The 22,800-nt window shown below is 29.1% G+C and carries 26 protein-coding genes; 6 read left to right on the plus strand and 20 right to left on the minus strand.

What is annotated here, in order from left to right; all coding sequences use genetic code 11:
- Window positions 1-4: 4 nt before the first annotated feature.
- The 10 genes from DMB91_RS07210 to DMB91_RS07250 all read right to left on the minus strand — a co-directional run bounded on the left by DMB91_RS07210 (window position 5) and on the right by DMB91_RS07250 (window position 8,989).
- Entirely contained in the window at window positions 5-379 is a 375-nt protein-coding gene (locus tag DMB91_RS07210; protein WP_034904347.1) for a plasmid mobilization protein, read from the minus strand.
- Complete coding sequence (locus DMB91_RS07215) at window positions 376-1,326, minus strand: CpaF/VirB11 family protein (RefSeq protein ID WP_034904349.1); 951 nt, start codon at window positions 1,324-1,326, stop codon at window positions 376-378. The genes DMB91_RS07210 and DMB91_RS07215 overlap by 4 nt, the downstream gene beginning before the upstream one ends.
- Window position 1,327: 1 nt before the next feature.
- Window positions 1,328-1,606 carry a hypothetical protein gene (locus tag DMB91_RS07220; RefSeq protein WP_034904351.1) on the minus strand — a complete coding sequence of 93 codons (279 nt, stop codon included), beginning with the start codon at window positions 1,604-1,606 and terminating at the stop codon, window positions 1,328-1,330.
- An 18-nt stretch (window positions 1,607-1,624) separates the two neighbouring features.
- Complete coding sequence (locus tag DMB91_RS09150; RefSeq protein ID WP_260604888.1) at window positions 1,625-3,568, minus strand: DNA type IV secretion system protein ComB10; 1,944 nt, start codon at window positions 3,566-3,568, stop codon at window positions 1,625-1,627.
- Complete coding sequence (locus tag DMB91_RS07230; RefSeq protein WP_052043184.1) at window positions 3,565-4,869, minus strand: TrbG/VirB9 family P-type conjugative transfer protein; 1,305 nt, start codon at window positions 4,867-4,869, stop codon at window positions 3,565-3,567. Before DMB91_RS07230 ends, DMB91_RS09150 begins: the two co-directional genes overlap by 4 nt.
- Window positions 4,870-5,538 carry a type IV secretion system protein gene (locus DMB91_RS07235; protein ID WP_034904353.1) on the minus strand — a complete coding sequence of 223 codons (669 nt, stop codon included), beginning with the start codon at window positions 5,536-5,538 and terminating at the stop codon, window positions 4,870-4,872.
- A 1-nt stretch (window position 5,539) separates the two neighbouring features.
- Window positions 5,540-5,686 carry a hypothetical protein gene (locus tag DMB91_RS08890; protein ID WP_156104112.1) on the minus strand — a complete coding sequence of 49 codons (147 nt, stop codon included), beginning with the start codon at window positions 5,684-5,686 and terminating at the stop codon, window positions 5,540-5,542.
- A gap of 3 nt (window positions 5,687-5,689) precedes the next feature.
- Complete coding sequence (locus tag DMB91_RS07240) at window positions 5,690-8,170, minus strand: FtsK/SpoIIIE domain-containing protein (protein ID WP_034904356.1); 2,481 nt, start codon at window positions 8,168-8,170, stop codon at window positions 5,690-5,692.
- A gap of 268 nt (window positions 8,171-8,438) precedes the next feature.
- Window positions 8,439-8,627: a hypothetical protein gene (locus tag DMB91_RS07245; RefSeq protein WP_260604889.1), complete on the minus strand. Its 189-nt coding sequence runs from the start codon at window positions 8,625-8,627 to the stop codon at window positions 8,439-8,441.
- A gap of 62 nt (window positions 8,628-8,689) precedes the next feature.
- Window positions 8,690-8,989, minus strand: coding sequence for a hypothetical protein (locus tag DMB91_RS07250; protein WP_052043185.1), 300 nt, complete (start codon window positions 8,987-8,989; stop codon window positions 8,690-8,692).
- A 673-nt stretch (window positions 8,990-9,662) separates the two neighbouring features.
- Between DMB91_RS07250 and DMB91_RS07255 the strand changes: the two genes are divergently transcribed.
- Window positions 9,663-11,357 (plus strand): coiled-coil domain-containing protein, encoded by a 1,695-nt coding sequence (locus DMB91_RS07255; RefSeq protein ID WP_034904364.1) that lies wholly within the window; start codon window positions 9,663-9,665, stop codon window positions 11,355-11,357.
- A gap of 1,243 nt (window positions 11,358-12,600) precedes the next feature.
- Here DMB91_RS07255 and DMB91_RS07260 read toward each other — a convergent pair.
- The 5 genes from DMB91_RS07260 to DMB91_RS07280 are packed head-to-tail and all read right to left on the minus strand — an operon-like array spanning window position 12,601 to window position 14,031.
- Window positions 12,601-12,975, minus strand: coding sequence for a hypothetical protein (locus DMB91_RS07260; RefSeq protein ID WP_052043186.1), 375 nt, complete (start codon window positions 12,973-12,975; stop codon window positions 12,601-12,603).
- Between the two features lie 10 nt (window positions 12,976-12,985).
- The gene (locus tag DMB91_RS07265; protein WP_034904367.1) at window positions 12,986-13,204 is read right to left on the minus strand and encodes a hypothetical protein; all 219 of its coding nucleotides are present in this window, start codon (window positions 13,202-13,204) and stop codon (window positions 12,986-12,988) included.
- Window positions 13,205-13,252: 48 nt separating this feature from the next.
- Complete coding sequence (locus DMB91_RS07270) at window positions 13,253-13,486, minus strand: hypothetical protein (protein ID WP_034904369.1); 234 nt, start codon at window positions 13,484-13,486, stop codon at window positions 13,253-13,255.
- Between the two features lies 1 nt (window position 13,487).
- Window positions 13,488-13,790: a hypothetical protein gene (locus DMB91_RS07275; RefSeq protein ID WP_034904372.1), complete on the minus strand. Its 303-nt coding sequence runs from the start codon at window positions 13,788-13,790 to the stop codon at window positions 13,488-13,490.
- A 1-nt stretch (window position 13,791) separates the two neighbouring features.
- Window positions 13,792-14,031, minus strand: a complete 240-nt coding sequence (locus DMB91_RS07280) for a hypothetical protein (protein ID WP_034904375.1) — start codon at window positions 14,029-14,031, stop codon at window positions 13,792-13,794.
- Window positions 14,032-14,342: 311 nt separating this feature from the next.
- Between DMB91_RS07280 and DMB91_RS07285 the strand changes: the two genes are divergently transcribed.
- Window positions 14,343-14,705 (plus strand): hypothetical protein, encoded by a 363-nt coding sequence (locus tag DMB91_RS07285; protein ID WP_034904381.1) that lies wholly within the window; start codon window positions 14,343-14,345, stop codon window positions 14,703-14,705.
- Window position 14,706: 1 nt separating this feature from the next.
- Here the strand turns inward: DMB91_RS07285 and DMB91_RS07290 are convergent, their stop codons facing one another.
- Window positions 14,707-15,105, minus strand: coding sequence for a hypothetical protein (locus tag DMB91_RS07290; RefSeq protein WP_034904382.1), 399 nt, complete (start codon window positions 15,103-15,105; stop codon window positions 14,707-14,709).
- Window positions 15,106-15,463: 358 nt separating this feature from the next.
- On the opposite strand from DMB91_RS07290, the gene DMB91_RS07295 reads away from it, so the two are divergent.
- Together DMB91_RS07295 and DMB91_RS07300 are read left to right on the plus strand one after the other, a co-directional pair.
- The gene (locus tag DMB91_RS07295) at window positions 15,464-16,054 is read left to right on the plus strand and encodes a hypothetical protein (RefSeq protein ID WP_034904386.1); all 591 of its coding nucleotides are present in this window, start codon (window positions 15,464-15,466) and stop codon (window positions 16,052-16,054) included.
- Complete coding sequence (locus DMB91_RS07300; RefSeq protein ID WP_034904390.1) at window positions 16,035-16,310, plus strand: hypothetical protein; 276 nt, start codon at window positions 16,035-16,037, stop codon at window positions 16,308-16,310. Before DMB91_RS07295 ends, DMB91_RS07300 begins: the two co-directional genes overlap by 20 nt.
- A 128-nt stretch (window positions 16,311-16,438) precedes the next feature.
- Here the strand turns inward: DMB91_RS07300 and DMB91_RS07305 are convergent, their stop codons facing one another.
- The 3 genes from DMB91_RS07305 to DMB91_RS07315 are packed head-to-tail and all read right to left on the minus strand — an operon-like array spanning window position 16,439 to window position 18,991.
- A complete protein-coding gene (locus DMB91_RS07305; protein ID WP_143116881.1) occupies window positions 16,439-16,696 on the minus strand; it encodes a hypothetical protein in 258 nt (85 codons plus the stop codon).
- A gap of 34 nt (window positions 16,697-16,730) precedes the next feature.
- A complete protein-coding gene (locus DMB91_RS07310) occupies window positions 16,731-17,762 on the minus strand; it encodes a hypothetical protein (RefSeq protein WP_034904396.1) in 1,032 nt (343 codons plus the stop codon).
- A 20-nt stretch (window positions 17,763-17,782) separates the two neighbouring features.
- Window positions 17,783-18,991, minus strand: coding sequence for a hypothetical protein (locus tag DMB91_RS07315; protein ID WP_034904398.1), 1,209 nt, complete (start codon window positions 18,989-18,991; stop codon window positions 17,783-17,785).
- A gap of 631 nt (window positions 18,992-19,622) precedes the next feature.
- On the opposite strand from DMB91_RS07315, the gene argC reads away from it, so the two are divergent.
- Together argC and DMB91_RS07325 are read left to right on the plus strand one after the other, a co-directional pair.
- Entirely contained in the window at window positions 19,623-20,660 is a 1,038-nt protein-coding gene (argC, locus tag DMB91_RS07320; protein ID WP_034904399.1) for an N-acetyl-gamma-glutamyl-phosphate reductase, read from the plus strand.
- 9 nt (window positions 20,661-20,669) lie between these two features.
- Window positions 20,670-21,143, plus strand: a complete 474-nt coding sequence (locus tag DMB91_RS07325; protein WP_034904403.1) for a GNAT family N-acetyltransferase — start codon at window positions 20,670-20,672, stop codon at window positions 21,141-21,143.
- A 277-nt stretch (window positions 21,144-21,420) separates the two neighbouring features.
- Here DMB91_RS07325 and fliI read toward each other — a convergent pair whose 3' ends face one another.
- Window positions 21,421-22,797, minus strand: a complete 1,377-nt coding sequence (gene fliI / locus DMB91_RS07330) for a flagellar protein export ATPase FliI (RefSeq protein WP_034904405.1) — start codon at window positions 22,795-22,797, stop codon at window positions 21,421-21,423.
- Between the last annotated feature and the right edge of the window lie 3 nt (window positions 22,798-22,800).

Genomic DNA, 22,800 nt, shown 5'->3' on the forward strand with positions numbered 1-22,800 from the left:
TGTCTTATTCCTTTACCTTATTTGCTTTGTTTTCTCTTAAAAGCTTAAAATTGAGATTTTTCTTTACAAAATCCTTATGTTCTTTAAGTAGGTTTTTAAGCTGGTCCATTTCTTTTTTAATATTATTTGGGTCTTTATAAATGTTTGAGTTTAAGCTATAAGCTATTTGATTTATATTTGTACCTATTTTATTAAGCTCATATAAGAGAGTTTCATTTGTGTGAAATAAAAGTTCAAGCTTTTCTCTTTCTTTTATGTAATCTATATTAAGAATTAGTTCTCGAATATAGGCAGATTTTGAAATGCCTATCTTTTTAGTTTTTTCATTTAAAAGCACTTTTTCTTCTTCTTTTAAAAATATACTAACACCATTTTTCATTTTTTATTTGTCCTTGTATAAAATTCTTTTAAGTTTAAAATATCACTTACTATCCTTGTTTTACCTTCTCTAGTGATTTGTATGATGTAATCAATAGCTGTGATGATAAGCTCCATAAGCATTGTTTTATCAGGATTTTGCAAAGAACCACCTATGATAACATTGGTAATAATAGCCTTGATAGCATCGTGAGGATTATTAGCGTGTAAGGTGCTTAAATTGCCTGCGTGTCCCGTATTATTTACACGCAAGAAAGTAAAGGTATTTCTTATATCAATTTCACCTAAGAATAATCTATCAGGTCTAAGTCTCATAGCATTATTAATGGCTTGTTGATAGCCATAGATTTCATTTTCTTCTTTAGGCACAGCAAGTTGAACCTTGTTTTTGATATGACTTAGGTCAAGTTCTTGACTATCTTCAATGGTAACAACCCTTGCTTCAGCACTAATTTCTCCCATTAAAGAGTTTAAAAAGCTTGTTTTACCGCTTCCTGTGCCTCCGCTAATTAATACATTTTTCTTTTCTCTTATTAATGCCCGTATCTTTTCATAATCCCATTTAGCATTTTTTACTCTTTGACTTAAAATAAAATTTTCTAAGTCAAACTTGTCTTTATTTGGGATTCTTATACAAATACTTACTTCACTATTAAAAAGAGAGCTTTTATGTTGAGCTTGCACTCTGTATCGTGCATAAGGCAAAGGTAATTCGCAAGAAAGATGACAATATTTTTGATTAAATCTTTGTCCTCTTCTAGTAGCAAGTTGGGTTAAAAAATCATCTAAAAATTGAATAGTTAGTCTTTCATCTTTTATATATTCCCAACTATCGCCTTTATCTATACAAATTTCTCCTATATTATTAATGCAAAGTTCATTAGCTTTCATACCAAGATATGGGTCTAAAACTTGTAGTTTATGTGCTAATACAGGATTATTGTGCATTTTAAGCCTCTACTTCTTGTTCTTCTTTGTTTTTATTTTTGGAGCTTTTAGCTTTGTTTTGCTCTGCCTTTTGGCTTAAATATTCATCAATATTTTGGATATTGTTTAGTGTTTCATTGAGCTTTTTTTCTAGCTTATTGCTCTTTGTAACTAAACAGTTGAGTTCCTTATATTGGTTCTTAGCTTCTCTTTGTAATCTTTGTAAGGTTCTTTGCCTCTCGTCAAGATTGTTTTGAGAAGTGAGGTCGTTAAATTTCTGTTTTATACTTTCTAAATTCATTTTTTACTCCTTTTTGGTTCATTCATTAAAAAACTCAGCCATAACTTCGCCATTTTTTGGCACAGGAAACCAAATATGAGCAGAAGGTACTATATAAATCCTTGAGCCTTGCTTGATCTCAATAGTTGGCTTGATTTGACTTTGTTGTTCCATAATATCTTCAACTATCTTAGTAATATCCTCATTGCTTTGGTTGTAAATTTCTTGAGCATAGATATTACCGCCTGCTTTAGCTGCCATTGCAAGCATTAAGACATTTGAAATGGTTGATAAGCCATAGCCTACACCATATCTTTCAAGGTATTTGTTATTGACATCACCTATTGCTCCACTCATACCCATATTATCGCTAGCTATGGCATTTGTAAGGAGTATATTTACTCCTTGAGGCGTAATAATTTCACGCCAAGCAATAGACATTCTATTTTGTCCTATCTTGTTATCATTTTTATAAGTGCCTATAACTTTACTTCCTCTTGGAATTAATACAGCTTTGCCCATACTTGCATAGACATCTTGTTCAACTTGAGCTGTTACAAGTCCTTCAATATCAGAGCTTATGGCAGTAGTTAATATAGCTGGAATTAATCTACCTGCTCTTAGAGTTCTAAAGAGTTTATGTTCGTTCGTAGCATTATCTACATTTTCTTGGTTTGAAAAGCTTGAATTACCATATTTTGAGGTAGGATTTGAAAAGCCTGTTGGAGCTGTGCCTCTATCAGCTAAAATACTATCTCTAATTAAGGAGTTAATATTTCTACCGCCAACTGAACTTGAGCTACCTGATCTTGCTTGATTTTGCATAGCTTGAGGATTATTGTATTGACTAAGATTGTTTTGTTTGGCTAGAACTTTAGCTATTTCTTCTTGCAAGTATTTTTCAGGATCTCTTACTATTTCTTGTTTTCTTAAAAGTTCTTTAGCTTTTGAATTGCTTTTTAAAACAATATTTCCCTTTTCATTTAAAACAGGGCAGTTTGCACTATCATAAAGCACATTTTCATACATAGCATTGCCATTACAATCAAGCAAAGGCTTACCATTTTTGTCCAAAAGCACATTACCTTTTTGTGGATCTTTTTTTAAGATAATATTTCCATTTTTATCTAAAATAGGCTTGCTATTTTTATCATAAAGGATATTATCATACATAGGGTTATTATTGGTATCCAAAACAGGCTTACCATTTTTGTCCAAAAGCACATTACCTTTTTGTGGATCTTTTTTTAAGATAATATTTCCATTTTTATCTAAAATAGGCTTGCTATTTTTATCATAAAGGATATTATCATACATAGGGTTATTATTGGTATCCAAAACAGGCTTACCATTTTTGTCCAAAAGCACATTACCTTTTTGTGGATCTTTTTTTAAGATAATATTTCCATTTTTATCATAAATTGGATAGCCATTTTCATTATAAAGAACATCTTTATAGCGAGGGTTTCCGTTAGCATCTAAAATTGGATAGCCATTTTCATTATACATAATATTGTCATACATGGGATTACCATTGGCATCTCTTAAAATATTGCCATTTTCATCTACCATAATATTGCCTTTTTTATTGCCACTTTGAGCTAAAAGTTCTTTTTGTAGATTTTTTCTAAACTCAGCCTCAGCTTCAGCCTTGCTTTGCTCTAAGCTTTTTGTGCCATTAAGCTCGTTTTGATAGGCTTCATAAACATTTTGATTAGCTTCTTTAAAGCCTCCTTTGTAGATATAATCATCAATAGGAAACTTCATATTTATATTTTCATTATTAAAGAGATAATCTAAGTTTTTCTTATCAGCATTAAATTCAATTAGGCTATCATACTTTTTTGGTGAAGCAAGGCTTGTATTTGTCTCTTTTTTTGGTTCTTCTTTAGCTGGTGGAGTATTAAAAATACTTTCATTAGCTAAAGTGATTTGATTTAAGATAAGACAAATAGCTAGGCTTAGATTAATGGTTTTTTTCATAAGTGTAGCCTTTTTTTAACTTTTGGCATATGCTGTATTCTTTCTTCTTCATAGCCTATTGGATCGTCTTTTGGTAAAATTTCTACTTGGGTTTTAGGTTCAACTTGTTTGAAAAGTTCATTAATATCAGTTTTTATTTCATCATTTGTTTTTTCAATGAGGGTATCTTCATTTTGTTTTGCTTGTATAGGGTCTAGTCTTTCTACGCATACATAAGCTTCGCCTATCCTTATAGTAAATTTCTTAGCTGTAGTTTCTACGATAATATAATTGCCTATAACTCTTGTTTCCATAGGGCTGTCTTGCTTATCTATTACTACAAAAATACTAGGAATTTGAGGCATTCTTTCCTTGTCGTATTTAAAATAAGTAAACTGCTTATCATTAAAGATCTCTTCAGCCATTAAAAAAGCATTCTTTTTTAAGGCTTTTTGCTTGTATTTATCATAAATTTCAGTCTTTTTAATTAAAAGCCTTGCTATGCCATCTTCAATGACAAGATAGTCTTTAAGCTTTTCTTTCTTAGCTTCTTCATATTTTTTGCCGTCTTCATCGTTTATATAAATGACAAGATTTGGGTCTTGTGTGCTTTTATAATCAGTTGAGTAAAGATAAAAAGTGTGTAATTTTTTATCTTTAGTAAATACGGTTAAGCTTGTATCTATACCTATAAGCATAGGTTTTATAGCTAAAGCATTGCTTAGATTTGGCATTTCATTGACTAAAAAGCCTGTGTTATCGCCTATTACAAAACTTTCAATAGGAGAAGAAAAGATTAAAGTGGTTGCCATTGCAAAGCGAGTGGTTATTTTTCTTGTCTTATCTGCTTCAAAGTCATATTTCTTAGTATTTTCGTAGCCTGTATATTTTTTGGTATTAAACTTTCTTTGTATGGCTCTTAAATTTTTATTTCGAGCCGCACTTTTTAAAAGAGCAATTTGCTCATCAGTTAATTCTCCACTTACTTGCATGGCTGGAGCTTGGCTTGGATAGGCACTATAATTTTGATTTTCTTCTACTGCTATATTAACAGAGTTTGCTTCTTTGAGTGGGTCTATTCTTACACTTGAGCCTATGAAGTCATTTTTAGTTGAGTCTTTGCTCATAAAAATACTTTCTCCACTATTAGTTGGAGTTTGCATAGGCACATTGTTTGAATTTGATAGTTCCTTAGCTATTTGTTTAGCTTGTTCTATTTCTTTCCTGTTTAAACCTAGCCCTGTTTGAGGTTGTGAGGTAAATGGCACATCAGAATATGTTAAGCTTAAGGCACATATACTTATTAGTGTAATTTTTTTCATCTAATTTTCCTCTTTTATACTTACGCCTTGCAAATCTACTTCAGTTAAGGCATATTCATTGATAATAAAACCTGTTGGATTCTTAGGGAGGCTGTCAAAATTTAGCTCTACATTTCTAAAGTCATAGCTTAGGCTTGCTCTATATCTTTTAAAGTTTTTTTCGCCTGTGCTTTGATTTATAGTTGTAGCTGTAAAATCAACGGTGGCGACTTTATCTGTTAAAATTGAGGAGTTTATGATTTTAATTTCTCTAAAAATGCCCCTAGTAGAATATATAGAATTAGCTTGGGCTACTAGAGTTGAAAAGGTAGTCCATACCTTCGAGGCTGATTGCATTCTTATTTCTTCATATCTTTGAATATCATCAATTCTATTAATAGTTTCTCTTTTTAAAACATAGCTTGCAATAATGCCTTTTAATAAGGCTTCATTGGCTCTAATATTATAATTTGCTTGTTCAACCCTTACAAAATTACTTTGAGCATCTGAAAAAAATACCAAGTAAGGTTTTTTCTCTTTTAATGGCAATAAAAGGGAAAAAAGGAGAATTAAAAGCACTATGATGACAGCAAAGATTATGTTTAAGATAAAGAAGTATTGTCTTATATTTCTTTCTAGGTTAAAGATAAAGTTTGAGTCTTTTCTTAACTCATCATCTTTTAAAGCCATTTTAAGCTCCTACTTTGGTAATTTTTTCTATTTCATAACAAGCACAAGGGCTTGTATAATCTATATTTCTATCAGGTTGTTTGCCTGCACAAGATACAAATACAATACTTGCAAGCATAATTACGCTTAAAAATATAATTTTTATCATTGTTTAATCCTTTAATTTTTTTAAATATCTTTGTCTATACTCATTTGGGAATTTATGTTTGAGTTCTTTTAAGAGCTTGACATCACTTGCATTTGAGCTAAAGACTCTTAAATATTCGCCAAGTCTTGCAAGATTGACATCTAAAATGGCTGATTGATTAAGAGTGTTTTGTTTAAAGAGTATTTTTCGTGCTTCTTGTGGGGTTTGCCTTAAAAAATCAATTTCACTCCCTGTGAGCTTTAAGACATCTTCTAAAACTTCAAGCGAGCTTTCTCTTGCAGTTGGAAAAATAATGAAATTTGCCATATTATCAATAAAGGCGTTTGAACGTGGAATTTCTCTTAAGAAATCCACATTTTGCACGCCCATAGTTACTACGCCATTTATCTTTCTCGCTTCAAGTATGGCTTCGAGTATATTTTCTCTCATAGTTTCATCAAGCAAATAATCTTTTAATTCATCTATAAAGATGAAAAAGCCTTTTGAGCTATTTTTTGAGATGTTTTTAATCTTGTGAAAGAGATAAAGTGCTGTTAAAGAAGCAAGTCTTTCATCTTTTAAAATGGCATCCATATTTAAAATAGAAAGTTGTTTATCAAAATTTAAGGCATCTTCTTTGTTATCAAACAAAGATCCTAAAAAGCCCTTAAATCTTGGAGCAATTTCTCCCTCATTTGGTTTAGCTAAGGCATTGTAAAAATATTCAAAGGTATTTATATTATTTTCTTCTATTGCCCTTAAAGCTAAAATTGCTTTTTTAACTATGTCTTCAAGCTCATAATCCTTGCCTTGTTTAATGCCTGCCATTTTACATAGCCACATATTTAAAAAAAGATTATTTTCTTGGGTATTTTCCAAAGAAAAAGGATTGAGCTTAAAGCCTTCTAAGGTATTGTTTTCTCTTTCGTTTAAGTCGTGGTATTCGCAGTTTAGATAGGTCGCAAAATTGTGCATACCTCTTAACTTATCCATTGCAAAAATATTGATGTTATAACGAAAGAGATTAAGCATTAAAAACTGCATAATAGTGGTCTTTCCACTTCCTGTGCCACCGATGACTAAGGTATGTCCTAAAGCTCCTTCTTCTTCGCCATTGTGAAAATTAAATAAAAAAGGGCTTCCGCTTAAATGCTTTAGGATTGTAACAGGAGAATTTCCCCAAGCATTCTTTTTAAATCCTAAAATATCATTTTCAAAATTAACTATTGTGCTTAAATTTTTAGCTTGTATGCTTCTTAATCTTGCATTTAAATTCCCTCTACTTGGAAAAAATGAAAAGAAAAGGGGCTTTTGATTTAGCGTTTCTCTTGCGACATTAAGGCTTTGATTTTCAAGTAAGCCTTTTAAGATATTACTTTTTTCATTAAGTTCTTCTAAAGAAAAGGCTGAAACTAAGATAGAATAGCTTGCTTGTATAAGGCTTTCTCTATCCGCTTTTAAAAGCTCAAGCAAACTTGAAAGCTCATCTTTTACAAAGTCTTGTGCTATTAAAATGGTATCTTTTACCTTTCTAATAGCCTTTTCTTTAGATAAGGCTTCACAATGTATAAAAATAGTAAATTCAGCATTTTCTCTTAAAATAGCTGTGCTTATAAGACTAGTTACGCTATCACTTTCATACGCTTTTATGCTTAAAAAACGAGAATAAATGACCGCTCCGTCATTTCTATGAAATTCAATATAGTCTTTTTTAAAAGAAACATCAGAGCTTGTATAACAATCATCAAGCAAAGAATAACCATATTTTAAGTTAGTGTGATTGTTATTAGCATAACTTGCAAAGATGTTTAAAAGCTCATCAGAGCTTAAAATTTTTGGCTCAAATACTGCTAAATCGTTTTGTAAATTGATTTTAATCTCATCGAGTTTCTTTTCTTTAAGATAGAATTTAATTCTATCTTGTCCTTTTTCATCTTTTTGGTTTTTTTCTTGTGTGGTTTTGTCTTTAATATCTTCAAAAAAACCTGTGAGACTTTTTGCTTTAGTAGAAAAGATTAAATAGTGCATTATCCTAAAGGCGTGTTGCCTTTTGTCCCATTTTTCTATGATTTCTTTAGCATAAGGATTTTTAACATTAGAGCTATCATTGGTAATTTCTATGAATTCTTTTTTAGCAATAATATTAAGTTCTATATCATCGCTTAATCTTACAAAAAATTGATTTCTTAATATGGCTAGGTTTAGCTCTTCATCTTCATTGCTTGCTGCATAAGAATAGCCCTTAATTTTTACACCCATACAAAGATTTCCATCTTTGGTGCAAAGTAAAAATTCATTATATTTACAAGCTATATTACTTTCTTCTGCCATAGAATACACCTTTGGTTGTGTGCTTTTCAAAATACCTTCAGTTTTGGCTAAATTTGTATTTAGAAAATCAATAGCGTGTTGAATGTTTTGTGATTTTTTATTTTCTTTTTGTTGGACATTAACACTATTGTCTGCACTTTCTTTATTTTGAAAAAAATTAAAAAGTTTTAACATGTTTAACTCTTTTTGTTTTCATCTTTTGGTTCAAGTTTTTGAGGTACTTCATTTGAAGGAATTTCATCTTCAACTCCAACTTTTATTTCAGCATCCTTATCTTGTTTTTTTTTGTTTGCCTTTTGCTGACAAGCTTCTTAATTTGTTTAGCAATAAGTTCATAAATTGTTATGGCTATTTTGTTTTGATTGTAAAACAAAATAGCACTTAAACTTAGCCCCATAAAAATCCTAGAAATAAGCCCATTTTTTTATCCTTTAAAATTTATTTACGCGTAATATTTGTTTGATTTTATATTCATCTTTTTGATTAAAATGCTGTATATATCCTCATCAAAGTATTCAAAGGTAAAGAGGATTAAAAACAACAGCAAAGCAATAGGAATGGCGTATAAAACCAGAGCAAACCACGCTATAAATGAAACGGATATGAGTATTACCCAAGAGAAAACACTCAATCCTTTCATTTTTATTTTTTTGGTAAGATCTCGGTAGCAATCAGTTTGTAACATTTTTACTCTTACATATATGCAGCTGTGATACCGTAAGTCGCACCAAGTAATACGCCAACTGTTATAATGGTCTTTAAATGTTCTTTGCCTCTTTCAGGGGCAAACTTCCATATAATAAGGCAAAAAATTATCCACGCTACACCTAAAGATAAAACAACAGTGTTTGCAACTGACATAACAGTTTTAGTTGTGTTTTCTATTTCAGTATTGACTGTTCCTGCAAGTTGAGAGAGTGGATTATTTGCACCGAATGCAAATGCTGGCAAGGCTAAAAGGAAGCCAAGTATAAAATGAGTTTTTTTCATCATCTTTAGTCCTTTGTGAGTTCGAAATATTTTTTTGGAGAAGTTTATAAAGAAAATTCGATTTGAAAAAGACGACTTTTTGTTTTTATCAGTCTTTAAAATATGTATTTATGGGCTTTGAAATTTTTAAAATATTTTTTTGGTAAATGGCTAAATTATTTTTAAAAATTATGAAAGCTTTGCGAAATAGTTTTTTAAAGTTATCTTATGGGTATATTTTTTTAAAAATATTAAAAATAAAATTGGGTTCATTTTAATTTTTCAAATTTATTTATAAAATTTAGATTTTCACTTTTTATTTTAATATGACTTTTACCTTGAATGTAATTCTATTTTCACTTTATGTTTCATTGTAAAAATTTTACTTTGGGTTTAATATAAATACAAGTAAATTTTAATTTTAAAGCAAGCTTGGGTTTAAATAAATTTTCTTTAAATTTTTAAAAATTCTTTTATCTTTTGGCTTCATTTTTAATAACGGTTTTATTTTATTTTTTGCAAATTTGCAAAAAATCTACATCAAATCTTGATTTGGTCGGCATTCTGGTGCAAAAATGGGGTATATTTTTGCGTATCCTGCATTAACACTGAATTCTAAAATTCTTATACCTCTTTTTTTGACAGAAATTTATTTTTTTTATACAATGAGTGTTCAAGTTTTTAAAAAAGGAAAAAGATGAGTTTTTTTAAGAAAAGAACTAAAAAAGAAATAGAAGAAAGTTTGTTTTTTGATTATGAACAAGTAAGACAGAAAAAAATTTTTTATAAAAAATATAAACTCAAACTCGAAGAAGATAAGCCTAAAAATTTTTTTGCCCATAAGCTTAATGATTTTTATTTTTCAAATAATCACTTTAATGTGTTACAAACTTCTTTTTCTTCAAAACAAGTGATGATAAAAACTTTAAGTAATTTAGACAAAGTAGGAGCTAAAAATGCTTTTTCTTATGTTATAAGAAATTCAAATGATGATTTTGCTTTATGTGATGATGGTAGTTTTAAAAATATTGATGAGCTTATGAAAGATTGGTCTCAAGACTTTACAAACAAGAAAAATTCTAAAGAAGTGTGGCATTTAAGTTTTGGTATAGATGAAAAACAAAATGATGTAAATTTAGAGATATTAAAGGAAAGTGTCAAAGAAGTTATGGAAAAGAATTTTTTTGAGTATAAATGGGCTATGGTTATTCACTCTCATCAAAGCAAACCGCACGCTCATATTTTAATCAGTAAAAATAATAGATTTACCAAAAGAAAATTTCATCTTAATAACAAAGACTTTAAGGATTTTTTCACTATGCTTAGAAATGATTTTGCTATGGCTTTAAATAGTAGAGGCTTAGAATACCACAATCATTTTAAAATAGAAAAGGATTTACAAAAACAACTAAGTAGATTAGAAAGAAAAGAATTTGCATTTGAAAAGAATATGAATGTAGAACTTGCTTTAATGTGTGAGAGCATTAGTAAGAAAATTAAAATCAAAGAGCAAAAAATTATAAATTTAGCTGATGAGCTTAAACTTCTTTATGATTTTAAAAATAATGAACTTTTAGCTGAACTTACAAGACTTAAGAGCCTTGATGAAAAACATAAAAAAATGTTTAAGATTTTTAAGCAGATTAAAGAACTTAATTTAAAAATCAAAGACAAACAAAGACAAATACGAACGCTAAGAAAAGAAAGCGCACTTTTAAAAGATGAATATAAGAAAATAGATGATGAAAGATATAATTTTAAAAATAATGAGTTTAATTTAAGCATAAAGAAAAAGCAAGCTTTGCTTGATTTTTTACAAAACAATCTTAACGCTTCAAAAATAAGTCTTGCTACGCAAAAACTTATCAACGAACTTGAATCTGATATAAAATTGCATAGTGAGCAAAGTGATATAAATCTAAAAGATAATATCAAAGCTTCTTTAATAGTAACTTCTTTACTTGGTAAGGATAATACAAGCTATGATTTGATTAAATCTTATAAAGAATTAAATGAAAATTTGCATAATTTAAGGCAAAGTAAGCTCGATAAAGAAAGTTATAAAAGTGTAGAGCAACGCTTAGAACAAAACTCGCAAGTGATTTTAAATTTTATGGAAAATCGCTTTACAAATCTAGAGCAAGATTTACAAAAGAATGTGAGTTTTGTAAAGGTTAAAGAGTTTGAAAAAATCTCTTTATTTTTGGATAAAAAGAATGAGGATTTGATAAAAAGTTTTTATGCTTCTTTGAATACAAATGCACCAAAAGAAGCTGAAACAAAAGCAGGCGGAGGCTATAAAAAAGAGCAAGATTTAAATCTTAATCAAAACATATTTAAGGCAAGGAATTTAAATAAATCTCAGTCTAAGAGCAGGATTGAAGCTAAGTAATTTTTATTTTAATGTATATTTTTGCATTGTTGAGGTTAGATGAGTAAAAACAAAATTTATTTTTTAATTAAATTTGATAGGCTATGTTTTAAAAATTTGCCTAAAATAAAGATTGTTATAAATAAACCTATATTATCAATCAAAATTATAGTATAAGCCAATGATTTATAATAATATACTATAATTCATAATCAAGTTTTTTAGATTTTTCATTTTTATTCGCAAGCTTTTTATTTTTTTTATCTTAACTAAAACACAAAAAACTTCAAAAATACTTCTTAAATCAAAAAACTTTGACTGAAACATATAAAGAGTCCAAAAAAGAATTTAAATCGATTTTTGAGGCTTTTTTGTGAAGCTATGAACCTATTTAAAAAAATCATTTAGCCTAAAATCTAAAAATCATAAAAAACTTGAGTTTGGCAATAAAACAATAAAACTCTATTTAACAATTTCTAGCCTAAGACTTAAATTGCAAAGAAAGTCTTTGTTTTAACTTTAAATCAATAAATGTAATTCAAAAGCTTAATATTGTAGATATTCTTTAAAATTAAAGACTAAAGCTTATAAAAATAAATTAAGCTTGTATTAAGTATTAAGATTTTCATTTTTTTTAAAAATTCTTTTTTTAAAAATAAACTAATAATAAAAAATAAATAAAAACTAAATTTGATTAAAATCTAAATAAATTTATAAATTTAAAATTTTAGTATCAAACAAACTCTTCCCCTTTTAATTATTTTTATCTATATATTTTTTATAGGTAGCAATTTTTGTTCCAATGTGTTTCAAAATATGATAAAATAGTTCTTTAAAAGCCCATTTATTTTTTTAGATAAACCCAATTTAGTTGCAAAGATAAACCCATTTTAGTTGATTATTTTTAGCAGGATATTAAAATAAAAGGATTTATCTACATTATCTAACTTCTTAACTTAAAGCTTTTTAGGGCTCTTTGATATTGAAAGATCAACGTTTGTTTTCTAAGTATTGCTATATAGTTCTTTAAAAGCCCATTTATTTTTTTAGATAAACCCAATTTAGTTGCAAAGATAAACCCATTTTAGTTGATTATTTTTAGCAGGATATTAAAATAAAAGGATTTATCTACATTATCTAACTTCTTAACTTAAAGCTTTTTAGGGCTCTTTGATATTGAAAGATCAACGTTTGTTTTCTAAGTATTGCTATATAGTTCTTTAAAAGCCCATTTATTTTTTTAGATAAACCCAATTTAGTTGCATTAAATATTTTGTTTTTTATATTTCAAAAGCACAGCCTCTAAACGAGCAATCCCATTATGAAGCGTAATCATTTCACTTTCACTTCTTAAAGGGTTGTTATGCTTAATATTTAAAGCGTCTATATCGTAAAATATTAGTCCTTGCTTTGTGTAAAAATCGAGTTTCTTTTTATACTCAAGCCTTAGTTTTGCTTTGATCTGCTCCTTTTGTTTGCAAAAGTCTTGATAAGCCTTTGCTTTTAAAAAATAAAAACGCAACCTCTTATGTTTGTTTTCACCTACTATCCTTGCTTCTTTAAAATGCTCTTTTAAAGAGTTGTCTAAACTTGCAAAAGCAAGTTTAGTGAGTTCTTTATTTAATAAAAGTTCTAGCATTTTTCCCCTCCTAACAATTTTTTAAAATTTCTAATTCTCTTTGAACCCCACTTAATGCTTGACTTAAGTTCGCGTTTATCTTGCTTATAGCTACATTTAACAGCATTCTGTTTTTTGTGCTCTCATCAAGTGTATGATTAAGCTCCAAATATTTGCTTAAACGCTCACACTCACTTAAAATCAAAACATTAAGGCTTTCAACTAACTCTTTTAAACTCAAATCTTGCATTCTATCTCCTTTAGACTTTTAACAATATTTTGTTCCATTGCCTTGCCTTTATTTTCGCTGTTCTCTTGATTTTAACAAGTCCTTAACTTCAGCTATAAAATCCCCTAAAAACTCTGCAAGTTCATCAGCGGTTAAAGTTTCAAGAATAAACCTTAATGCTTGCATTTTTTCTATATATCCCTTTTCAATAAGCATATGAAAAAAAAGCCTTTGTTCTCTGGTATCTAACTCATCAAAAAAGTCAGCTACCAAATCAGGGTCTATTATTCCACTTACATTCATTTTACACCTCCCTTCTTAATTGTTCCAACTTTAAGTGAAACTCATCTATTGTTAAAAACTCTTTTCTAAGCTCAATTAAAATATTGACCGCCTCTTGTGTGTCTAGTTTTTGTAAAATAGCTCTTATTGCTTGTATCTCATCTTTATCATTACCTACAAGCAAAGTCAAAGTTTGCTTTTGATTTTCATCACTCATATTTTTAAACATTGTTTTCATATCTTGAGGGCTTACACACTCAATTTCATCAGCGTTTAAATCTATATCTTTATATCCTAAATCTCCACAATTAAGATCTACTCTCATTTTACACCTCCTTACTTTCATTCTCAAGCTTATTATCATCGTCTAAAGTTTTAACCATACCTATAAGCTCGTCTCTTGTATAGATATTAAGTAAACCCCTTATTATGTCCTCTGCTTCTACATTGTCTAAAAACTCTTGGCGTTCAAAATCATCTAATTTATGCTTAAATAACTCCGCAACATCCCATCCAAAAACACCCAAAAGCTCATTAGCTTTAACTTCCACATCTTTTAAAAACATTTTAGCTCCTTTCAATATTTCTTTTCAAAACCTTAACACTTTTTCTTGAAACTCTCATTTTTAAATCTCAATTATTATAATTATATAATAAAAAATAATAAAAGTCAAGTAAATTAACAAAAAAAATAATAAAAAATATAAAAATTTTCCATCTTTCCTCCCTTTTTACAAGCTTCTTTAGGTGCTTGTATGAATATTGCTTTAGAGATTTGCTGGGTGTCTCCGCTCCTTTTATGCTAAAGATAAATAAAAATAAAAAAAAATATAAATTAACAAAAAAAATGCTATAATACAATAAAAAAAGGATAAAGATGGCTAAAACTAAAAAAACCATAAAAATGAGTGAAACAGAGTTTAATTTTATGCTCAAGGAAGCAAATTTAACAAAGAAAGGTTTTTTAGCCATTGTGGATTGTCACGAGAGCAATTTGTATCGCTGGATTAGAGAAAGTGAGTTTCCGCCTTATGTGAAAACCATTCTTTCTTGGGCTATTAAGGCTCAAAAATATAAAGAAATTCAAACAAATGAAAAAAATAAAGATGAAATAGAAATTCAAATAAATGAAAAAAAAATAGCAAAAATTGAAAAATTAAAAGCTATAAATACTAAACTTCAAGATGAAATCAAAGGCTACAAAGAGCTACAAAAGCTCTATGTAGATTTGTTTATGTAACTTAAAAACCATTTATTTCAAGAGTTTTAGCGTAGTCTTCTTTTCTAGTTATAGATTCAAGCTCTTCTACTTTACTAACTCTGCATTCACTATCACTCTTGCATTGAATGTTTATTCTTTGGATTTTACTATCTTTGTCAAGAAAAAGAAAAAAATAACTTCCCTTTCTACGATTAGTGAAATCTTTTGTGTATCCACCTTGTCCATCATCATCATACACAACATACTTATAAAACTTCGTATCAGGCACTTGCTCTTGAGCTACTTTTAAAGCTACTTTCCCCATTTCATCTTCAGGTTTAAATTCAACCTTAGAATTACCACAACCTATAAATAAAGCACCTAAAAGCACCACAGCCACCAGATTAATTGAATTTTTTCTAATGTTTTTTACAAACATTCTTTGCTCCTTGTTTTGTAATTTAGTGGGTATATTATAACAAATTTATATCCATATTGTATAAATTAAACCAGAATACACAATATTTTTTTATTAAAAATATATAATATAATTTTAAATTATAAGTATTATATAAAATATTTTATATTATTTAAAATTATATTATATAATTTAAATATATAAAAATATAAAAAGTTATTTAAATATTTTTAAATCGTTTTAAAATATTTAAAATATAAACATAATTTTTAATATTTTAAGTAAGTAAATATTATATAAAATTATAAATATTATACTAAATAATTTAAAATTATATGTTACAATACTTTGACTTTAAAACAATTCTAGGAGGTATAAAATGGTTATTTCAGTTATCAATAAAAAAGGTGGAGTGGGTAAAACTCCTTTCGCTTTTAGTATAGCTAAGGATTTGGATATGTTTTTACAAAGCAATGATAATTCTATCATAGAAAGCATATATCCAAATAAGGCTAAAATTTCTAAAGAACCGAGTTTGCTTGAAAATTGTGTTTATGATTTTGGGGGTTTTGTAGATAAAGGAATTTTAGATATAGTAAGACAAAGTGATATGCTTATCATTCCTTGCAATGAGCTTTATAATTCTATACTTAGGACCATAGAAACTATTAACGAAATTCAAACCTTAAATAAAAACATTATTGTTTTAGTAAGTGATTATAAAGATGAAAAAGATAAAAACATCATAGAAGAAATGCTTAAAAGCAATCTTAGTGATTTGGAATTTTTCTTTTTCAAGCATTCTAAGATTATAGATAATGCTATGATAGCTGGACTTTCTTTTACTGAGCTTTATAATGAAAATGTCTTATCTAAGCTTAATTATAAAAATTTCTTTGAAGAATATAATAAATTACTTCATACTCTAACAAAAACAAAGGAGAATAAAAATGTTAAAAAATGGGCTTGAAAGCATAGAAGAGGCTCTAAAAAAAGAAGGAACTAGACAAAGAACCTATAAAGAAGCTGAAAATGCTAAAGTAGGTAGAAAGAAAAAAGATAGCAAAGAAAAGGCTGTTCCAATTACAATTTATTTTCCAAAAGAAGAATATGAATCTTTTAAAGAGACTATGGAAGAAGAATTTGAATTAAATCAAGGTTATTTTATAAGAAAGATTGTTGCTAAATATATTCATTCAAGACAAAAGAATAAAGATAAGGAATAAAATTAGATGAAAAGAGCAAGCAAATAATACTTGCAATACAAAAAGAAAGCAAACAAAGAAGCTTAATTTTATAATTTATTTTTATTGCTTATATTCCATATAAATTTAGATTTTATATGGTATGGTTTTCATTGCATTTTGCAATTTTTAAGATGACTTACTTGTTTTACTGCTATACAATCAGGTCTTCCTTTGCATTCTTTGCTTATACCTATGGTATAGTATTGATAATATTTAGCACATTCTCCACCTGTTTGTCCGCCTAAAACACAAAGTAAAGCTCCGCAAGGATTTTTAGGGTCAGTTCCTTCCATTGCAAAAAGTTGTGTTTGTGTGCCTAAAAGACAAGCTAGAATTAAGCTTGTTTTAATGAGTTTTGATTTCATTGCATTCCTTTCATAGTTTGATTTAGCATTTGCTTTAATTTGCATTTGTCTTTTGCTTTGTCATAGCATCATAATCAGGAAATCCTGTGTTATCATATATAATCGTCCCATATTTGTCCTGAAAATCTATATTTGATTGTAAATCTTCAGCTTTTTGAGCTTTTATTTGATTCTTAGCTGTATAATCTCTCTTTCTATTGTTTTGTTCATTTTTAGCCATACTACTTTGTAGGCTATAATATTGCATAGAAGCTTCATATTGTCTTTGAGATTGCTCTAAAAGCTTTAAAAGCATAGTATTTGTTAAAGCTTGAGCTTGCTTTTGATTTTTCTCAGTTTGTAAGGACTTTGCTAGTTTTTCTAAGTCTTTCATATCTTTATCTTTAGAATACTTGCTTGTGCCATTGATATACTCATCATACATATTGATGATTTTTGTTGAAGCACTTTTTTGCCCAATTTCTTTTATAAGTGTTGCACTTTGATTCATCATTATAATTTTATGTTCTAATTCTAAAGCTTCTTGCCTTTTATCTTCTTTTTCAAACTCGCTTATTTGTTTTTGCAAATCACTAATATCTTGATTTAGGGCATCAGTATTTACAGCAGAAATACACAAATTGATTTGGTCCTTAAGTGTTCCTTGAGCTTGAGTGATTTTTTCTTCAAATCTTTTAGAGTTTTGTTGTAAAAAAGCACAAGCATTAGTCATATCACTTGTTTCTTGAAAAAGCTCATCAGGAACTTTAAAATTTAAATTATTTTTAGTTTCATCAATAAAGCCGTCAAGCTCGCCTAAAACTTGTTTAATATCCATTCCTACGCCTTGTTCTGTAAGCAATTTTTCTTGCATAGCTACTTGGATTATAAGTTGTTGGTATTGTTTGATTTGCTCGGCAAGTTGTTTTCCTTGTTGGGCATAGCCTAAAACAGCTTGAGATATCGAACCTACATCTACGACAGGAATACCAGTAGCTAAAGCATCAGTTATTAAAGCACTTGCTACTATGAAGCTTATATAAAGTTTTTTAAATGTTTTGAGAGTATGTAAAATATGTAAAATCATAGTCTTTCCTTATTTTAAATTTACACCATTTGCATACCTTGATTTGCATATGCTCTTATCTTATTACTGGCAGGTTTGAAATCGTTTTTTGCTCTTTGCTTTTCTTGATATTGTCTTGCATATTCTTGCTCTTGTTTTTTTGGATCCAAAAAGTCTTGCATTTTTTTGTATTGTTTGATATAAGTTTCTTTATATTTTGGGCAAGTTTTTTCCATTCTTTGAAAAAGCTCATAAGCATCTGCTCTTAAATGTTTTTTGCCTTGCTCATTTACCTTATCATATTTTCTTAAAATATCATCAAATTTTTTACTGAAGTCTTTTTCTTTATCCATAGATATTTTATTTGCAGTAGCTTCTTTTTTATTTTTAATTACATCTGTTAAAACTTCGCTTGCAATATTATTCACAAAATCTTTGTTTTCTGGGTGTTTTGAAAGATTAATTAATAATTTTGCAGCTTTTTTCATATTTTCTAGGTATTTTAATTCTTCTTGAGTTGTTCTTTGGTCCTTATCATTATCATTTAGTTTGTCTTTCAAAGCTTTTCTTTCTCTTCTTTTATTAACGATTTTAGTAAAGAGAACAATAAGTTCATTTAAATCATTAGCTGTAAGCAATTTAGATATATTATCCCTTGCTTGTGTTTTATTATTTTCTATCTCATTTTTTAAATCCTTTTCTCTTTGTTTTAAGCTTGTGAGTTCTTTTTCTAAGTCCTCTTTGGTTTTTTTAGGGCTATTTTCTTGTATGATTTGTTCTTCTTCTTGTTCTTTGTTTTGAGTGTTTTTGTTTATGTTATCATTGCTATTATCGTGGTTTTTAAGCTCTTCTTCAATCTCTTTTATTCTTTTTTGAGTTTGATTAAGTTCTTTTTGTTTTTGTTCATCTATGTATTCGCTTTGCTCAGCTATTTTATATATTTCTTTTTTATAGATTTCACTATCTTCAATTATTTGGATAATATCTTCTTCTATTTTATTTTTATGTTTAGGTGAACCAAATTCATAGTCTTTAAATTCTTGGCTTTTTTTATACTCATCAAGTGTTATTGAGACTTCTTTAGTTTTAACTTCTTTTTCATTTATATCTAGTGCTATAAGATTGATTTTTTCTTGTTGCCCCTCATTTGTTTGGAGTTTTTGTTCATTTAAGTCTATATTTTGACTTTGAGTGTTAGCTTGTTGTGTTATTTCTTTTTCTAATGCTCCCTCTTCTAATAGTGTAGCCATTGCTTATCCTTTGAAAATTTTAATATGTTTTTTATTATATCCTATTCTTAAAAACTACTTTTTGTTCTTAAGTGCTTTGAAAGTGTCTATTTTAGGGTATTTTATTTTTTTTAAATATATGAGCTTAAAAAATTGAAATAAATTAGAATATCCATATATTTCTTGATTTGAAGTAAATTAATGGGTATATTTTTTAAAAATGAAAAGTTGTCTTTCTATTTTATGTTAAATTAATTTTTGATTTGGTATACTTAAGCTAAGTAAATACACTTATATAGCTTATAATAAATGACAAACGCTTAATGATTTCTTAAATATGCTAGGTTATCGTAGAGTAAAATATTTTTTTGATAAAAATTATGAATAAATTTGTTTTTTTTCTTAGCTTGTTCTAAAATCAAGTTTAAATTCAGCCTCATTTGCTGTTTTCAGGTTAAAGTATCAGGAAAAAATACCGCTATCACATATATATCATCGCCAAAGAATTTGATCTTAAAATCAGCGACTTGCTCCCTAAAAATCCTAATTTTGCCCTAAAATGCCTAAATTTCTGAAATTTTGTTTGATTTTATGATTTTAAAACAAAAATTTGATTATAATGACAAATTTAAAGTAAAACTCTAGGAATATTATGGATAAAGTTAAAATTGCCATCTTTGGTTCAAATGGTTATGCAGGATACGAGCTGGTGCGTTTATTGCTAAAACACCCAAAGGCACAGCTTTGTTATCTTGGCTCAAGAGCGTATAAAAATGAGCCTTATTTTAAAGTCTATCCTCATACTTTTAAAGAACTTGATTTACTCTGTATGGACAAGGATATCAACGAGGTAGCAAAAGAAGTTGATCTTATCTTTACTGCTACGCCTCAAGGCTTTTGTGCTGGATTGATGAATGAAAACTTATTGCAACACTGCAAAGTTATAGACTTAAGTGCTGATTTTCGTCTTAAAAATGCAAACACATATGAAAAATGGTATAAACTTGAACACAAGGCAAAAAGCTTTTTAGCCGAATCTGTATATGGACTTAGTGAATTAAAACGAGAAGAAATTAAAAAAGCCCGTTTAATCGCCAATCCGGGCTGTTATACCACGACTTCCATACTTGCACTTTATCCTCTTGTAAAGCACAAGCTTATTGATTTAAACTCTATCATCATAGATGCAAAAAGCGGAGCAAGTGGGGCTGGCAGGGCAGCAAGAGAAGAAAACCTTTTTTGTGAGATTAATGAAAATTTTAAAGCTTATGGCATAGCCACGCACCGCCATACTCCAGAGATAGAGCAAGAACTCAGCCTTGTAGCAAATGAAAACATCACGCTTCAATTCACTCCTCATCTTGTGCCTATGCAAAGGGGTATTTTAGCAAGTATTTATGCCAAATTTAAGGGTAAAGCACAAGAGTTAAGAAGTGTTTATGAAAGCACTTACAAAAACGAAAAATTTATACGAATTTTACCTGAAAGCATTATGCCTCAAACGCGTTTTGTAAGAGGAACTAACTTCATAGATATGAATTTTGTTTTTGATGAAAGAACGCAAAATATTATCATCATCGCAGCACTTGATAATCTTTTAAAAGGAGCAGCTGGACAAGCTGCGCAAAATATGAACTTGCTTTTTGGCTTTGATGAGAACTTAGGGCTTGAAAATTTGGGGCTTTTATAAAGGAAAAAAATGAATATTAGAGCAATGCGCGAACAAGATTACGAAGCTGTTTTTAAACTTTGGTGTGAGATAAAAGGTTTTGGGATACGAAGCGTTGATGATAGCAAGGAAAATATCATAACTTTTTTAAGAAGAAATAAGGGTTTAAGCGTAGTAACCGAGCTAGCAAACGAAAAAAATGGCTATGCAAAAGGAAGTATAGTAGGAAGCATACTTTGCGGACATGATGGACGCACTGGAGGCTTTTATCATGTATGTGTTCATCAGGACTTTAGAAAACTTGGTATAGCCCATAAAATGACAGAGTTTTGCCTAGCAGCCTTAAAAAAAGAAAAGATTAACAAAATCGCTCTCATCGCCTTTAAAATCAATGATTTGGGTAATGAATTTTGGAAAAATTACGGTTTTACCCTAAGAGAGGACGCAAATTATTATGATCTTTCTTTAAACGAACATAATTCTACGCATTTTGTTGAAAAATAAGCTTTTGCTTTAGTTTTTATGTTCAAACTCAAATTTAAATTAGCTTTGAAAAAAGTTTTTATGACAAACAAAAATGAAAATAAATCCATTTTTTGCGTTTTGTAAGATTTCGTAAAAAACAAAACAATGTATAAAAAAAACAAGTTTTGTTTTCCCTTTAACCTTAAAAATTTTAAATCAAAACCTTATTTCTTTAGATATATTTTATCTTGCTTTCTTGTATATTTTTATATAATAATAGACGAGAAAAGCTTATTTTTGCTCTTTGTCTTGTATTTTACTGCGGTAAATTTGGGATTTGTAAGGAATTTGTGCTTTGTTGATTGTTTGCGTTTGGAGTTTGCATTTGGGTATTGATGAGTTTTAAAATTTCAATTATATTATTAAATTCAAAACTCTCCTCTGGAGTTTGAGTAAGAAAATTTTGCATAAAATCTTTTTTAGCGATCGCCTCATCAAGCTCTTTATCATTTCCTCCTTGATAAGCCCCTATGCGTAAAAGCACTTCATTTTCTTTTAAGAGTGAGTTTAAACGTTTAAATTTACGCACAGCTTGTTTGTGTTCGGGCGTGATAATATCATTCATCACGCGAGAAGCTGAGTTTTGGATATTTATAGGCGGATATATGCCAAAGTCAGTGAGTTCTCTGCTTAAAACTATGTGTCCATCTAAGATAGAACGGCTTTGATCAGCTATAGGATCACTCATATCATCCCCATCAACAAGCACGGTAAAAAAGGCTGTGATCGTGCCTTTGCCTTCTTCTTTTCCTGTTCTTTCCATGAGTTGAGGCAAAAGACTTAAAACACTTGGCGGATAGCCCTTAGTAGTAGGTGGCTCACCAAGAGCTAAGCCTATTTCTCTTTGAGCCATAGCAAAACGCGTTACGCTATCCATGATAAAAAGCACATCTTTGCCCTGTTCTTTAAAATACTCCGCCACGCTCATAGCACAAAAAGCACCATATTTACGCATCAAAGCACTATCATCACTTGTTGCAACGATGATAACTGTATCATCAAGTTTTCCACCTAGGTTTTTTTGGATAAATTCAGGAATTTCACGTCCTCTTTCGCCTATAAGTGCAACGACTTTTATAGGGGCTTTTGAGTTTTTTACTATCATACCCATTAAAGTTGATTTACCCACACCAGAACCTGCAAAAATACCAAGTTTTTGTCCCACTCCGCAAGTTAAAAGCCCATCAATAGTCTTTACACCTACTGGAAAAACTTCATCGATTAGCCCTCTTTTCATCGCATCAATAGGTGCGCGCATAATAGGCATAAACTTATCAACCTCGATAGTGCCTTTGCCATCTTTAGGATTCATAAAAGGATCAACAACGCGTCCTAAAAGTGCACTACTCACCCCTATATGCATACCAGCATCGCTAAGATAAGCCTTATCGCCTATCTTAAAGCCTTCTATAAAAGAAAAAGGGCTAAGATAAGAAAATTCAGCCTTAATCTCAACCACCATAGCCAAAGTTTGCAAGTCTTTATTTTCATTTGAAATGAGACGCACTATATCGCCAACGCCGGTTTTTAGCCCTTTTATCTCTATACTTGTAGCTGAAATTTTTGTGATTTCTCCAAAAACAGATTTTAAATCTTCACTACCTAGCTTTGATCTTAGTTTTGAAAGACTCATTTA

It is taken from the genome of Campylobacter sp. MIT 97-5078, from assembly GCF_006864455.1.
Taxonomy (GTDB): Bacteria; Campylobacterota; Campylobacteria; order Campylobacterales; family Campylobacteraceae; genus Campylobacter_D.